Raw genomic sequence first — 13,198 nt, forward strand, 5'->3', positions numbered from 1 at the left:
ATGAGCGAGGCATTCGCCGCCGCCGAGCCGCTGCTCGCCGAGCACGCGCAGATCGAGGCCCAGCTGGCCGACCCGGCGGTGCACGCCGACGCCGCGAACGCGCGCAGGCTCGGTCGTCGCTATGCCGAGCTGGGCCGGGTCGCGCAGGCGTACACGGCGTGGAAGGCCGCGTCCGACGACGCCGAGGCCGCCGCCGAGCTGGCGGAGGTCGACGAGAGCTTCGCCGCCGAGCTGCCGAGCCTGCAGCACGCCGCCGACGCCGCGTCCGCCCGGCTGCGCGAGGTCCTCATCCCGCGCGACCCCGACGACTCCCGCGACGTGATCCTCGAGGTCAAGGCGGGGGAGGGCGGTGAGGAGTCGGCGCTGTTCGCCGCCGACCTGCTGCGCATGTACACGCGGTACGCGGAGAAGATGGGCTGGGCGACGCAGCTGCTCGGCGCCACCGAGTCGGACCTCGGCGGGTACAAGGACGCCCAGCTGGCCATCAAGGCGCGCGGGACGGTCGCACCCGAGGACGGTGTGTGGGCGCACCTGAAGTACGAGGGCGGGGTGCACCGCGTGCAGCGGGTGCCCGTGACCGAGTCGCAGGGCCGGATCCACACCTCCGCGGCCGGCGTCCTGGTGTTCCCCGAGGCCGAGGACGAGGCCGAGGTCGCGATCGACGCCAACGACCTGCGCATCGACGTCTACCGGTCCTCCGGCCCGGGCGGGCAGTCGGTCAACACCACCGACTCCGCCGTGCGCATCACGCACCTGCCCACGGGCATCGTCGTGTCCATGCAGAACGAGAAGTCGCAGCTCCAGAACCGTGAGGCGGGCATGCGCGTGCTGCGTGCCCGCATCCTGGCCGCCCGGCAGGAGGAGGCCGCCGCCGCCGCGAGCGAGGCCCGCCGGTCGCAGGTGCGCACGGTCGACCGTTCCGAGCGCATCCGGACGTACAACTTCCCGGAGAACCGCATCGCCGACCACCGCACCGGCTACAAGGCCTACAACCTCGACGCGGTCCTCGGCGGTGAGCTGGCGCCCGTCGTGCAGTCCGCGATCGACGCCGACGAGGCCGCACGGCTCGCATCGGCGGGCGCGTCATGACCGGCCCGGACATGCGAGCCCTGGTGGAGGGGGCGTCGAGCATCCTCGCCGACGCCGGGGTGCAGTCGCCGCGGCACGACGCGACCGCGCTCGCCGCCCACGTGCTCGGGCAGGAGCGCCTCGAGCTGGCCCTCGCGCCGCCCGTGCCGGACGGGTTCGCCGAGGAGTTCGCCGGTCTGGTCGAGCGTCGGCGCAACCGCGAGCCGTTGCAGCACCTCGTCGGGTCGACCGGGTTCCGGTACCTGACGCTCCTGGTCGAGCCCGGTGTGTTCGTCCCGCGGCCCGAGACCGAGGTCGTCGCGCAGGTGGCGATCGAGGAGGCCGCGCGGCTCACCGACCCGCTCGTGGTCGACCTCTGCTGCGGCGCCGGCGGGATCGCCCTGTCGGTCGCCACCGAGGTCCCCGGAGCCCGGGTGGTCGCGGTGGACCTGTCCGTGGAGGCCGTCGACCTGACCCGCCGCAACGCGGTCGCGGTGCAGGCGGACGTCCGCGTCGAGCACGGCGACGTCGCCGACCCGGCACTGCTGCGCGAGCTCGACGGCACGGTCGACGTGCTCGTCGCCAACCCGCCCTACATCCCGCCCGACGCGGAACCCGTGGACCCGGAGGTGCGCGACCACGACCCCGACCTGGCCCTCTACGGCGGCGGGCTCGACGGGCTGGACGTCCCGCGTGCGGTCCTGCGCGCGGCGGCCCGGCTGCTCGCCCCCGGGGGGCTCCTGGTGATGGAGCACGCCGAGGTGCAGGACGCCGCTGCCCGTGAGGCAGCCCGTGCGACGGGTGCGTTCGTCGACGTCGAGTCCCGCCCGGACCTGACCGGTCGGCCCCGGATGCTCGTCGCGCGCCGGTCCGCCCAGCCGCACGTGACAGACTCGGCGCCGTGAACGAGCGGATCACCCCCGCGAGCGACCCCACCACCTGGGGCCCGGCGCTCGACGAGGCGGTCAACGTCCTGTCCCGTGGGGGACTCGTGGTGCTCCCCACGGACACCGTCTACGGCATCGCCGCCGACGCGTTCACCCCACCCGCCGTGCAGGCGCTGCTCGATGCCAAGGGTCGCGACCGGCAGATGCCGCCCCCGGTGCTGATCGCTGACGTGCGCGTGCTCGACGGGCTGGCCACCGACGTGCCCGCGGGCGCGCGCGCCCTCGCCGAGGCGTTCTGGCCCGGCGGGCTCACGCTGATCGTCCGTGCCCAGCCGTCGCTGGCGTGGGACCTGGGGGAGACGCGCGGCACGGTCGCGCTGCGGGTCCCGGACCACGAGACCGCGCGGGCCCTCCTGCGCCGGACAGGGCCGCTCGCCGTCTCCAGCGCGAACCGGACGGGCTCGCCCGCCGCCGTGACCGCGCAGGACGCGTACGACCAGCTCGGCGACTCCGTCGCGGTCTACCTCGACGGCGGCGAGGCCCCGGGCCAGGTCGCCTCCAGCATCGTCGACGCCACCGGCCCGGCCCTGCGCCTCGTGCGTGCCGGGGCGCTCAGCCTCGAGCAGCTCAACGAGGTCACCCCGGTGGAGGGACCCGCCGCGTGAGGGTCTACCTGCTCGCCCTGCTCGTCTCCGCCACCGTGGCGTACCTGATGACGCCCCTGGCCCGGTGGTGCGCGCTGCGCTGGGGTGCCATCACGGCTGTCCGCGACCGCGACGTGCACGCGATCCCGACGCCCCGCCTCGGCGGGATGGCGATGTTCGCGGGCATCCTCGTGGCGATCCTCATGACGAGCAGGCTCCCGTTCCTCGAGAACGTGTACGCCAACCCCCGACCACTCATCGGCATCGTCGGCGGCGCCGCGATCGTGTGCGCGCTGGGGGTGGCCGACGACATCTGGGACCTCGACTGGCTCACCAAGCTCATGGGCCAGGTGCTGGCCGGCGGGTTCCTGGCGTGGCAGGGCGTGCTGCTCTACCAGCTGCCCACCGGCTCCGTGCAGACCATCGGGTCCACCCGGATGGCGACGTTCCTCACGGTGCTGACCGTCGTGATCGCCATGAACGCGGTGAACTTCGTCGACGGGCTCGACGGTCTCGCGGCCGGGGTCCTCGCCATCGGCGGCACGGCGTTCTTCCTGTACGCCTACCTGCTGACGGCGGGCGCCAACCCGGGCGCGTACGCCAACGCCAACCTCGCCGCCCTGGTGCTCGCCGCGCTGGTCGGCGCGTGCGTGGGTTTCCTGCCCCACAACGTCTACCCGGCGCGCATCTTCATGGGGGACTCGGGTGCCATGGTGCTCGGCTTCGTGTTCAGCGCCGCGGCCATCGTCGTGACGGGACAGATCGACCCCGACCAGGCGCTGGTCCGGCAGCAGTTCCCCGCGTTCCTGCCGATGCTCCTGCCGTTCGCGGTGCTGCTCCTCCCGCTGCTCGACATGGGGCTCGCGATCATCCGCCGCGTCGGCGCCGGCAAGTCCCCGTTCCACCCGGACCGCATGCACCTGCACCACCGCATGCTGCAGCTGGGCCACTCCCACCGGCGCGCGGTCGCGATCATGTACGTCTGGACCGCGGTGTTCGCCTTCGGGGTGGCCGCCCTGGTCCGGTGGGAGACCACCGTCGTCCTCATCACGTTCGGCGTCGCCGTGCTCGTCGCCACCCTGCTGACGCTCGGACCGCTCCGCGGCCGGTCCGCCACCCCGCCCCTGGAGGCCGTCCGATGACCACCCCCGCACCCGCCCCGGCCCCGACCCCGTCGGCCAACGAGGCCGTCTTCCGCAAGTCGCTGCGGGACATGCTCGTGCTGCTCGGTGTGCTGACGGTGCTCGGCGTCGGCATCGGCTACCTGGTCGACGGCATGGCGGGCGTGTGGGGTGCGCTGCTGGGGGTGGGCATCGCCCTGATCTTCTCGGGGACCACCGTGATCTCGGTCCTGCGCACGGCCCGCTCGGCCCCGACCACGATGATGGCGGTGATCATGGGCGCCTGGCTGGGCAAGCTCGTGGTCGTCATCGTGCTGCTCGTGATCCTCAAGCAGTTCGACTTCTACAACCCGCAGGTCCTGTTCCTCGTGTCGATCGCCGGGGTCATCGGGTCGGCCGTCCTGGACGCCCGTGCGGTGCAGCGCGGACGGGTCGGTTACTTCGAGGCGTAGGCCGTGTTCGGACGCCCCCGGGGGCTCTGCTGCGGGTCCTGACCAAGCCCGTCCATAGGTTAGGCTTTCGCCATCCAAGACGGCCCGGCGTCGTACTCGTGCCCGCACTGATGCGGCACTCGGCGCACACGACCACAGGAGACCGCCCTGTTCAGCCTTGCGACGATCCTGCCGCTCGCCGCGGAAGAAGACGGCGGCGGCACGTTCCATCCGCCCTCGCTCGCCGACTTCTTCCCGCCGGCCATCTGGTTCGAGGGCACGCCGTTCGAGATCAACCGGATCATCCTGGTCCGGTTCATCGCGGTGATCGCGCTGATGCTGATCTTCATCATCGGTGCCCGCCGGGCCAAGCTCGTCCCCGGCCGGTTCCAGAGCGTCCTCGAGATGGGCCTCGACTTCTGCCGGAACTCGATCGCCTACGAGATCCTCGGCGAGAAGGACGGCAAGAAGTACGTCCCGATCATCACGACGATCTTCTTCGCGGTCTTCTTCTTCAACATCACGGGCGTGATCCCGTTCCTGAACATCGCCGGGACGTCCGTGATCGGCCTGCCGATCATCTTCGCCCTGTGGGTGTACTTCCTGTACCTCTGGCAGGGCGTCAAGAAGTTCGGCGTCGGCGGGTACCTCAAGCACAGCCTGTTCCCGCCCGGCGTGCCGTGGCCGATCTACATCCTGCTGACGCCGGTCGAGTTCCTGCAGGTCTTCCTGCTGCGGCCCGCCACGCTCGTCATCCGGCTCCTGGCCAACATGATGGCCGGCCACCTGCTGCTCGCCCTGTGCTTCGCGGCCACCTCGTTCCTGTTCTTCGAGGCGTCCGGCGCGGTCAAGGCGTTCGGCGCCGTGACGTTCGTCGCCGGCTTCGCCTTCTTCCTGCTCGAGGTCTTCGTGGCCGCCCTGCAGGCGTACGTGTTCTCCATCCTGACCGCCGTCTACCTGCAGATGTCGATCTCCGAAGAGCACTGATCGACAGCCCTATCGCGACGGGCTGATCCCCGGACCGTCGCCCCTGACCGGACGCGCCGCGCGGCGCGCAGATGAAAGGAACCACCCCGTGGAAATCACCGGACTCGCTCTCGTCGGATACGGTCTCGCGGCCATCGGCCCCGGCATCGGTCTCGGCATCCTGTTCGGCAAGACGATCGAGGGCATGGCGCGCCAGCCCGAGATGGCCGGCCAGCTGCGCTCGACCATGTTCGTCGGCCTGGCCTTCATCGAGATCCTCGCCCTCCTGGCCATCGCCACCCCGTTCTTCCTGTGATCACCGCGCCGCTCGTCGCTGCCGCGCACAGCGCGGTGGTGGCTGCTGAGGAAGTCGAGGAGGTCAACCCCCTCCTCCCGCACACCTACGACATCGTCTGGTCGTTGGTGATCGTGGTGATCATCGCCGTCGTGTTCATCAAGTACGCCCTGCCGAAGTTCCAGGCCGTCCTCGACGAGCGCGCGGAGAAGATCGAAGGTGGGCTGCAGCACGCCGAGGCCGCCCAGGCCGAGGCAGCCGAGCTGCGCGCCGAGTACGAGCAGCAGCTCGCCGACGCGCGCACGGAGGCAGCCCGCATCAAGGAGGCCGCCCGCGCCGAGGGCGGTGCCATCGTCACCGAGCTCAAGGCGAAGGCGGCAGCCGAGGCTGCGCGCACGGTCGAGACGGCCCAGCGCCAGATCGAGGCCGAGCGTCAGCAGGCGGCGGTCTCGCTGCGCAACGACGTGGGTGCGCTCGCCACCGAGCTCGCCTCGAAGATCGTCGGCGAGTCCCTCGAGGACACCGCCCGCCAGTCGCGCGTCGTCGACCGCTTCCTCGCGGAGCTCGAGGCGAACGCGTCTGCTACGACGAGCGCCGGCAAGGAGAACTGATGCGCGGCACGAGTCTCGCGTCGCTCGGCGCGGCACAGCTCCGGTTCGAGCCGGTGCTGGCCGCGGCGGGTGCGCAGGGGATCACGCTCGGTGAGCAGCTGTTCGCCGTCGTCGACGCCCTGGACTCCTCGGGCTCGCTGCGGCGGACCCTGTCGGACCCGGCCATCGACCCCGACGCCAAGGCCGGGCTCGTCGCGAGCGTGCTCGGCCGGCTCGACGCCCGTGTCGTGGACGCGGTGTCGGACCTCGTGAAGGCACGCTGGTCGTCCGCCGACGACCTCATCGAGGCCGTCGAGCGGCTCGGCTTCGACGCCGTGCTCGCGTCCGCGCAGGCCGGCAAGGAGCTCGAGCGCGTCGAGGACGAGCTGTTCCGCATCACGCGGTCGCTGGTCGGTCAGCGCGAGGTCCGGCAGGCACTGTTCGACCCGCGGGTCCCGGGCGACAAGCGCGCGGATCTCGCGGAGAACCTGCTGCGTGGCAAGGTCGCGGACGCCACCCTCGCGGTGGCACGGCGGGCGGCTGCCGCCCCGCGCGGCCGTCGGTTCGTCGCGACCCTCGGCCTCGTGGGCGAGCTCGCCGCGGCGCGGCGCGAGCGCCTCGTGGCGTCCGTGACGTCCGGCAGCGAGCTCTCGCAGGCGCAGCTGGACCGCCTCGGCGCCATCCTGCAGCAGGAGTACGGGCAGGACCTGCAGCTCAACGTGACGGTGGACCCCGAGATCCTCGGGGGACTGCGCATCCAGGTGGGCGCGGACGTGGTCGACTCGACCGTGCTCGCCAGGCTCGCCGACGCACGACGACGACTTGCCAGCTGAGAATCGGCCCCAGGCCGGTCCCTTGAACGACGTGCACGAACGTACGACCGCCCGACCGGCGGTCACGACAGGAGAAGAGCAATGGCTGAGCTGACGATCCGGCCGGACGAGATCCGGGCCGCGCTGGACAGCTTCGTGAAGTCCTACGAGCCGACGGGCGTGGTCTCCGAAGAGGTCGGCCGCGTGACCCTGACGGCCGACGGCATCGCGCAGGTCGAGGGCCTCCCGGGCGCGATGGCGAACGAGCTGCTGCGGTTCGAGGACGGCACGCTCGGCCTCGCGCTCAACCTCGACGTGCGCGAGATCGGCGTCGTCGTCCTGGGTGAGTTCACCGGCATCGAGGAGGGCCAGGAGGTCCGCCGCACGGGCGAGGTGCTCTCCGTCCCGATCGGTGACGGCTACCTCGGCCGCGTCGTCGACCCGCTGGGCCAGCCCATCGACGGCCTGGGCGAGCTGAAGACCGAGGGTCGCCGCGCCCTCGAGCTGCAGGCACCGGGCGTGATGGCGCGCAAGAGCGTGCACGAGCCGCTGCAGACCGGCCTCAAGGCCATCGACGCGATGATCCCGATCGGCCGCGGCCAGCGCCAGCTGATCATCGGTGACCGCCAGACGGGCAAGACGGCGATCGCGATCGACACGATCATCAACCAGAAGGCCAACTGGGAGACCGGCGACACGGACAAGCAGGTCCGCTGCATCTACGTCGCCATCGGTCAGAAGGGCTCCACCATCGCCGCCATCCGCGGCGCCCTGGAGGAGGCCGGCGCGCTCGAGTACACGACCATCGTCGCGGCCCCCGCGTCCGACCCGGCCGGCTTCAAGTACCTCGCGCCCTACACCGGCTCGGCCATCGGCCAGCACTGGATGTACCAGGGCAAGCACGTCCTGATCGTCTTCGACGACCTGTCCAAGCAGGCCGAGGCGTACCGTGCCGTGTCGCTGCTGCTGCGTCGCCCGCCGGGCCGCGAGGCGTACCCCGGTGACGTCTTCTACCTGCACTCCCGCCTGCTGGAGCGTTGCGCCAAGCTCTCCGACGAGCTGGGCGGCGGCTCGATGACGGGTCTGCCGGTCATCGAGACCAAGGCCAACGACGTCTCGGCGTACATCCCGACCAACGTCATCTCCATCACGGACGGGCAGATCTTCCTGCAGTCCGACCTGTTCAACGCGGACCAGCGCCCGGCCGTCGACGTCGGCATCTCGGTGTCCCGCGTCGGTGGTGCCGCGCAGGTCAAGGCCATGAAGTCGGTCTCCGGCACGCTGAAGCTGGACCTCGCGCAGTTCCGGTCGCTCGAGGCGTTCGCGATGTTCGCGTCCGACCTCGACGCCGCCTCCCGCGCCCAGCTGACCCGCGGCGCCCGCCTCATGGAGCTGCTCAAGCAGGCGCAGTACTCGCCGTACCCGGTCGAGGACCAGGTGGCGTCCATCTGGGCCGGTACCAAGGGCAAGCTGGACGACGTCCCGATCGCCGACGTGCGCCGGTTCGAGACCGAGCTGCTCGACCACCTGCGCCGCAACACCGAGGTGCTCTCGACGATCGCCTCGACCGGCAAGCTCGACGACGAGACCGAGAAGGCTCTCGGCGCTGCGGTCGACGAGTTCCGCAACGGCTTCCTGGTGGGCGACGGCACGACGCTGGTCGGCTCGTCCGACGACGGCGCCGAGGTCGACATCGAGCAGGAGCAGATCGTCCGGCAGAAGAAGGGCTGACGTGGCAGGTCAGCAGCGCGTCTACCGGCAGCGGATCCGGTCGACAGAGTCGCTGAAGAAGATCTTCCGTGCGATGGAGCTCATTGCTGCCTCGCGCATCGGCAAGGCGCGCGACCGGGTGACGGCGGCGACGCCGTACTCCCGCGCGCTGACCCGCGCGGTGTCGGCAGTGGCCACCCACTCGAACGTGACCCACCCGCTCGTCACCGAGCGCACGGACACGAAGCGGGTCGCGGTCCTGGTCGTCACGTCGGACCGCGGCATGGCCGGTGCCTACTCGGCGAGCGCGATCCGGGAGGCCGAGCGCCTCATCGGTCGCCTCACCGAGCAGGGCTTCGAGCCGATCGTCTACGCCGTGGGCCGCCGTGCCATCTCCTACTACACGTTCCGTGGTCGGGAGCTCGCGCAGCAGTGGTCGGGCAACTCCGACGCTCCGTCGGTCGAGACGGCCGCCGACATCGCCGAGACGCTGCTCGCGGCGTTCGAGGCGCCGGCCGACCAGGGTGGCGTCGCGGAGCTGCACGTCGTGTTCACGCACTTCCGGAACATGGTGTCGCAGAGCCCCCGGGTCATCCGGCTGCTGCCGCTCGAGATCGTCGAGGGCGTCGAGGCGCGCGACGAGAACGAGATCCCGCCGCTGTACGAGTTCGAGCCGTCCCCGGAGGCCGTGCTCGACGCGCTGCTCCCGATGTACGTGCGCAGCCGCATCTACACCTGCCTCCTGCAGGCGGCGGCCTCCGAGCTCGCTGCCCGGCAGCGCGCGATGCACACCGCCACCGAGAACGCCGAGGACCTGGTGCGCATGTACACCCGGCTCGCCAACCAGGCCCGCCAGGCCGAGATCACCCAGGAGATCAGCGAGATCGTGTCGGGCGCCGACGCACTCGCCTCCTGACGACTACGTCCCCACAGACGAACCGGAGAAACACCATGACTGCTACCACTACCGAGACCGCCGTCGAGCACGCGTCCGGTCCTGGCGTGGGTCGGGTCGCGCGGGTCATCGGCCCCGTCGTCGACATCGAGTTCCCGTCCGACCAGATCCCCGAGATCTACAACGCCCTCCAGGTCGACATCGACCTGTCGACGCAGGGTGAGGGCGAGGCCGAGGGCGCCACGACGATGACGCTCGAGGTCGCCCAGCACCTCGGCGACTCGCTCATCCGCGCCATCGCGCTGAAGCCGACCGACGGCCTGGTCCGCGGCGCGCTCGTGCGCGACACCGGCGAGGCGATCAGCGTTCCCGTCGGCGACATCACCAAGGGCCACGTCTTCAACGTCATCGGCGAGGTGCTCAACCTCAAGGAGGGCGAGAAGCTCGAGATCACCGAGCGCTGGCCCATCCACCGCAAGCCCCCGGCCTTCGACCAGCTCGAGAGCAAGACCGAGATGTTCGAGACCGGCATCAAGGTCATCGACCTGCTGACGCCGTACGTGCTCGGCGGGAAGATCGGCCTCTTCGGCGGTGCGGGCGTCGGCAAGACGGTCCTCATCCAGGAGATGATCCAGCGCGTCGCGCTCAACCACGGTGGTGTGTCGGTGTTCGCCGGTGTCGGCGAGCGCACCCGTGAGGGCAACGACCTCATCGTCGAGATGGAGGAGGCCGGCGTCTTCGACAAGACGGCGCTCGTCTTCGGCCAGATGGACGAGCCGCCGGGCACGCGTCTGCGGGTCGCCCTCTCGGCGCTGACGATGGCGGAGTACTTCCGCGACGTGCAGAAGCAGGACGTGCTGCTCTTCATCGACAACATCTTCCGGTTCACGCAGGCCGGATCCGAGGTGTCGACGCTGCTCGGTCGCATGCCGTCCGCGGTCGGCTACCAGCCGAACCTCGCCGACGAGATGGGCCTCCTGCAGGAGCGCATCACCTCGACGCGCGGCCACTCGATCACCTCGCTGCAGGCGATCTACGTGCCCGCCGACGACTACACCGACCCGGCCCCGGCCACCACGTTCGCGCACCTCGACGCGACGACGGCGCTGTCGCGCGAGATCGCCTCGCGCGGTCTGTACCCGGCCGTGGACCCGCTGACGTCGACGAGCCGCATCCTCGACCCGCGCTACGTGGGCCAGGCGCACTACGACGCCGCGACGCGTGTGAAGTCGATCCTGCAGCGCAACAAGGAGCTCCAGGACATCATCGCGATCCTCGGTGTCGACGAGCTGTCGGAGGAGGACAAGACGGTCGTCGCACGCGCCCGCCGCATCCAGCAGTTCCTCTCGCAGAACACGTACATGGCCGAGAAGTTCACCGGTGTCGTCGGCTCGACGGTCCCGCTCACGGAGACGGTCGAGGCCTTCGGCAAGATCGCCGACGGCGAGTTCGACCACATCTCCGAGCAGGCGTTCTTCAACATCGGTGGCCTCGAGGACCTCGAGCGCAACTGGGCCCGCATCCAGAAGGACTACGGCGTCTGAGAACAGTTGGGGCGGGGCGATGATCACGCCCCGCCCCACTGTGCTCGTCAAAGTCCCGCACATCATCGAAGGAGGGTCTCGTGGCTGACATCGAGGTCGAGCTCGTCGCCACCGCCGGCAAGCTCTGGTCCGGCACCGCCCGCATGGTCTCGGCCAAGGCCGGGGAGGGTGAGATCGGCATCCTGGCCGGTCACGAGCCCGTTCTGTCCGTGCTCCAGCCCGGCGAGGTCCGCGTGTTCCCGGTCGGGGGCGGCGAGCCGAAGCGCTGGCAGGTCGAGGGCGGGTTCCTGTCCTTCGACTCGAACCACCTGACCATCGTCGCCGACAACGTCGTCGAGGGCGCTCGCCCCGCGACGTCGCCCGCCACGCACTGAGGGCGCCGAGACGGTGAGCGGACACGTCGTCGCACTCCTGAGTGTGATCGTCGTGGTGCTGCTCGCCGTCGTCGCCGTCTGGTTCTCCCGGGTGCACACGCTCAACCGTCGGGTCGGGTCGTTCCACTGCGCCCTGGGCCGGAGCACGTCGGGACCCTGGTCCTCGGGTGTCGCGCAGTACGGCACCGACCGGCTCTATTGGTGGCGCTACCGGTCGCTGGCAGCCCGTCCGCACGCCCGGTGGCAGCGCGTGGGGCTCTCGGTGCTCGCGCGCACCGACTGGCACGCGGGCCAGGTGGTCGTGACGTGCCGTCCGGGGGGCGAGGTCGAACCCGTCCACCTGCTGATGAGTGCCGAGGCGTATGCCGGCCTCACGTCGTGGATCGAGGCGACGCCGTCGCGCGTCGGCTCGGTCATCTGACTCCTTCGGAAGAGAACACATGCGCCTCGTCGTGGCGTCCTGCTCGGCCCGCTACAGCGGCCGGCTCAACGCGCACCTGCCTCTGGCCACCCGCCTCGTGGTGGTGAAGGCCGACGGCAGCGTGCTGCTGCACTCCGACGGTGGGTCGTACAAGCCGCTGAACTGGATGAGCCCGCCGTGCACGCTCGCGGTGTCGGAGCCGTCCGAGGAGGCCCTGGCGGCCGGCGTGACGGCGGTCTGGACCGTGCAGCACCAGAAGTCCGACGACCGCCTCGAGATCGACCTGTACGAGGTGCTGCACGACTCGGCGCACGAGCTGGGGGTGGACCCCGGGCTGGTCAAGGACGGCGTCGAGGCGCACCTGCAGGAGCTCCTGGCGGCGCAGATCCTGCTGCTGGGCACGGGGCACACGCTGGTGCGCCGGGAGTACCCGACGGCCATCGGCCCGGTGGACATCCTGGCGAAGGACCCGGCGGGAGGCACGGTCGCCGTGGAGATCAAGCGACGCGGCGACATCGACGGCGTCGAGCAGCTGACGCGCTACCTGGAGCTGCTCAACCGGGACCCGCACCTGGCGCCGGTGCGCGGGGTCTTCGCTGCGCAGGAGATCAAGCCGCAGGCCCGCGTGCTGGCCACGGACCGGGGGATCGGCTGCCTCGTGCTCGACTACGACACGATGCGCGGCGTCGACGACAGCAGCACCCGGCTCTTCTAAGACCCATCTCACACTCCCGGGCTCTTGAACGTGTTCAGTTGAACGTGTTCAACTAGTCGCATGAGCGACGACACCAAGGCACTCGTCCGGTCCACGGCCCTCCGGCTCTTCCGCGAGCGCGGCTACGCAGCGACGACGATGCGGGCGATCGCGCAGGAGGCGGGGGTCGCCACGGGCAACGCGTACTACCACTTCGCGTCGAAGGACCACCTGGTCCAGGAGCTCTACCTCGACGTCACCCGCGAGCACGCGACCGCGGCGCGGGCCGTCCTGGCGCAGGGCGGGGATCTGACCGCTCGCCTGCGCGGGGTGATGCTGGCCGGCGTCGACGCGTTCGCGGAGTACCACGCGTTCGGCGCCGAGTTCGTGACGGTCGCCATCCGGCCGGGGTCGGCCGCGAGCCCGTTCTCCGCCGAGTCGGGCGAGTCGCGCGAGCTGAGCCAGGAGATGTTCCGCGAGCTGGTCGAGGGTGCGTCGCCCGCCGTCCCGACCGGCCTGCGCGACGAGCTTCCCGAGCTCCTCTGGCTGGCCCAGCTCGGGGTCACGCTCTTCTGGGTCTACGACGGCTCACCCGGCCAGCGGCGGACGCGGACCCTGGTCGAGGGGGTCGCGCCCCTGATCGGCCGCCTGGTCAAGCTGTCCCGGCTGCCCGTGCTGCGCGGGGCGTCCGAGGACGTGCTGGCGCTGGTCCGGGCGGTGCGGGCATGAACGGGCACGGCGCGGCC

At 70.9% G+C, this 13,198-nt stretch carries 17 protein-coding genes; 16 read left to right on the plus strand and 1 reads right to left on the minus strand.

The annotated features are described in order from the left end of the window. From prfA to ASD16_RS13600, 5 genes are read left to right on the plus strand one after another with little or no spacing between them, the layout of a single operon-like run. Window positions 1-1,089 carry a peptide chain release factor 1 gene (gene prfA, locus ASD16_RS13580; RefSeq protein ID WP_055918066.1) on the plus strand — a complete coding sequence of 363 codons (1,089 nt, stop codon included), beginning with the start codon at window positions 1-3 and terminating at the stop codon, window positions 1,087-1,089. Further along, on the plus strand, window positions 1,086-1,973 hold the full coding sequence (gene prmC, locus ASD16_RS13585) for a peptide chain release factor N(5)-glutamine methyltransferase (protein WP_055918069.1): 888 nt from the start codon (window positions 1,086-1,088) through the stop codon (window positions 1,971-1,973). The genes prfA and prmC overlap by 4 nt, the downstream gene beginning before the upstream one ends. Next, entirely contained in the window at window positions 1,970-2,620 is a 651-nt protein-coding gene (locus ASD16_RS13590) for an L-threonylcarbamoyladenylate synthase (protein WP_055918072.1), read from the plus strand. The genes prmC and ASD16_RS13590 overlap by 4 nt, the downstream gene beginning before the upstream one ends. Beyond that, window positions 2,617-3,741, plus strand: a complete 1,125-nt coding sequence (locus tag ASD16_RS13595; RefSeq protein WP_055918084.1) for a glycosyltransferase family 4 protein — start codon at window positions 2,617-2,619, stop codon at window positions 3,739-3,741. Before ASD16_RS13590 ends, ASD16_RS13595 begins: the two co-directional genes overlap by 4 nt. Further along, complete coding sequence (locus tag ASD16_RS13600; protein WP_055918087.1) at window positions 3,738-4,172, plus strand: hypothetical protein; 435 nt, start codon at window positions 3,738-3,740, stop codon at window positions 4,170-4,172. The genes ASD16_RS13595 and ASD16_RS13600 overlap by 4 nt, the downstream gene beginning before the upstream one ends. A gap of 59 nt (window positions 4,173-4,231) precedes the next feature. On the opposite strand, the gene ASD16_RS22250 is transcribed toward ASD16_RS13600, so the two are convergent. After that, window positions 4,232-4,501: a hypothetical protein gene (locus ASD16_RS22250; RefSeq protein ID WP_157453931.1), complete on the minus strand. Its 270-nt coding sequence runs from the start codon at window positions 4,499-4,501 to the stop codon at window positions 4,232-4,234. Between ASD16_RS22250 and atpB the strand changes: the two genes are divergently transcribed. The 11 genes from atpB (at window position 4,476) to ASD16_RS13655 (ending at window position 13,181) form a co-directional block, all read left to right on the plus strand. Beyond that, window positions 4,476-5,138, plus strand: coding sequence for a F0F1 ATP synthase subunit A (atpB, locus tag ASD16_RS13605; RefSeq protein ID WP_369817982.1), 663 nt, complete (start codon window positions 4,476-4,478; stop codon window positions 5,136-5,138). The genes ASD16_RS22250 and atpB overlap by 26 nt on opposite strands. Window positions 5,139-5,226: 88 nt before the next feature. Beyond that, window positions 5,227-5,433, plus strand: a complete 207-nt coding sequence (gene atpE / locus ASD16_RS13610; RefSeq protein ID WP_055918092.1) for an ATP synthase F0 subunit C — start codon at window positions 5,227-5,229, stop codon at window positions 5,431-5,433. A gap of 38 nt (window positions 5,434-5,471) precedes the next feature. Beyond that, window positions 5,472-6,023 (plus strand): F0F1 ATP synthase subunit B, encoded by a 552-nt coding sequence (locus ASD16_RS13615; RefSeq protein WP_235523286.1) that lies wholly within the window; start codon window positions 5,472-5,474, stop codon window positions 6,021-6,023. Next, the gene (locus tag ASD16_RS13620) at window positions 6,023-6,835 is read left to right on the plus strand and encodes a F0F1 ATP synthase subunit delta (protein ID WP_055918097.1); all 813 of its coding nucleotides are present in this window, start codon (window positions 6,023-6,025) and stop codon (window positions 6,833-6,835) included. The genes ASD16_RS13615 and ASD16_RS13620 overlap by 1 nt, the downstream gene beginning before the upstream one ends. Window positions 6,836-6,916: 81 nt before the next feature. Beyond that, entirely contained in the window at window positions 6,917-8,545 is a 1,629-nt protein-coding gene (atpA, locus tag ASD16_RS13625; protein ID WP_055918099.1) for a F0F1 ATP synthase subunit alpha, read from the plus strand. Between the two features lies 1 nt (window position 8,546). Further along, on the plus strand, window positions 8,547-9,440 hold the full coding sequence (locus ASD16_RS13630; protein ID WP_055918102.1) for a F0F1 ATP synthase subunit gamma: 894 nt from the start codon (window positions 8,547-8,549) through the stop codon (window positions 9,438-9,440). A 35-nt stretch (window positions 9,441-9,475) separates the two neighbouring features. Then, window positions 9,476-10,963, plus strand: coding sequence for a F0F1 ATP synthase subunit beta (atpD, locus tag ASD16_RS13635; RefSeq protein WP_055918105.1), 1,488 nt, complete (start codon window positions 9,476-9,478; stop codon window positions 10,961-10,963). 80 nt (window positions 10,964-11,043) lie between these two features. Further along, complete coding sequence (locus ASD16_RS13640; RefSeq protein ID WP_055918108.1) at window positions 11,044-11,337, plus strand: F0F1 ATP synthase subunit epsilon; 294 nt, start codon at window positions 11,044-11,046, stop codon at window positions 11,335-11,337. A 13-nt stretch (window positions 11,338-11,350) separates the two neighbouring features. Beyond that, a complete protein-coding gene (locus tag ASD16_RS13645; RefSeq protein ID WP_055918111.1) occupies window positions 11,351-11,758 on the plus strand; it encodes a DUF2550 family protein in 408 nt (135 codons plus the stop codon). A 19-nt stretch (window positions 11,759-11,777) separates the two neighbouring features. Beyond that, on the plus strand, window positions 11,778-12,473 hold the full coding sequence (nucS, locus tag ASD16_RS13650) for an endonuclease NucS (protein ID WP_055918114.1): 696 nt from the start codon (window positions 11,778-11,780) through the stop codon (window positions 12,471-12,473). Window positions 12,474-12,533: 60 nt separating this feature from the next. Continuing rightward, window positions 12,534-13,181, plus strand: coding sequence for a TetR/AcrR family transcriptional regulator (locus ASD16_RS13655; protein WP_055918117.1), 648 nt, complete (start codon window positions 12,534-12,536; stop codon window positions 13,179-13,181). Window positions 13,182-13,198: the final 17 nt, after the last annotated feature.

The organism is Cellulomonas sp. Root485 (genome assembly GCF_001426705.1).
In the GTDB taxonomy this organism is placed as follows: Bacteria; Actinomycetota; Actinomycetes; order Actinomycetales; family Cellulomonadaceae; genus Cellulomonas.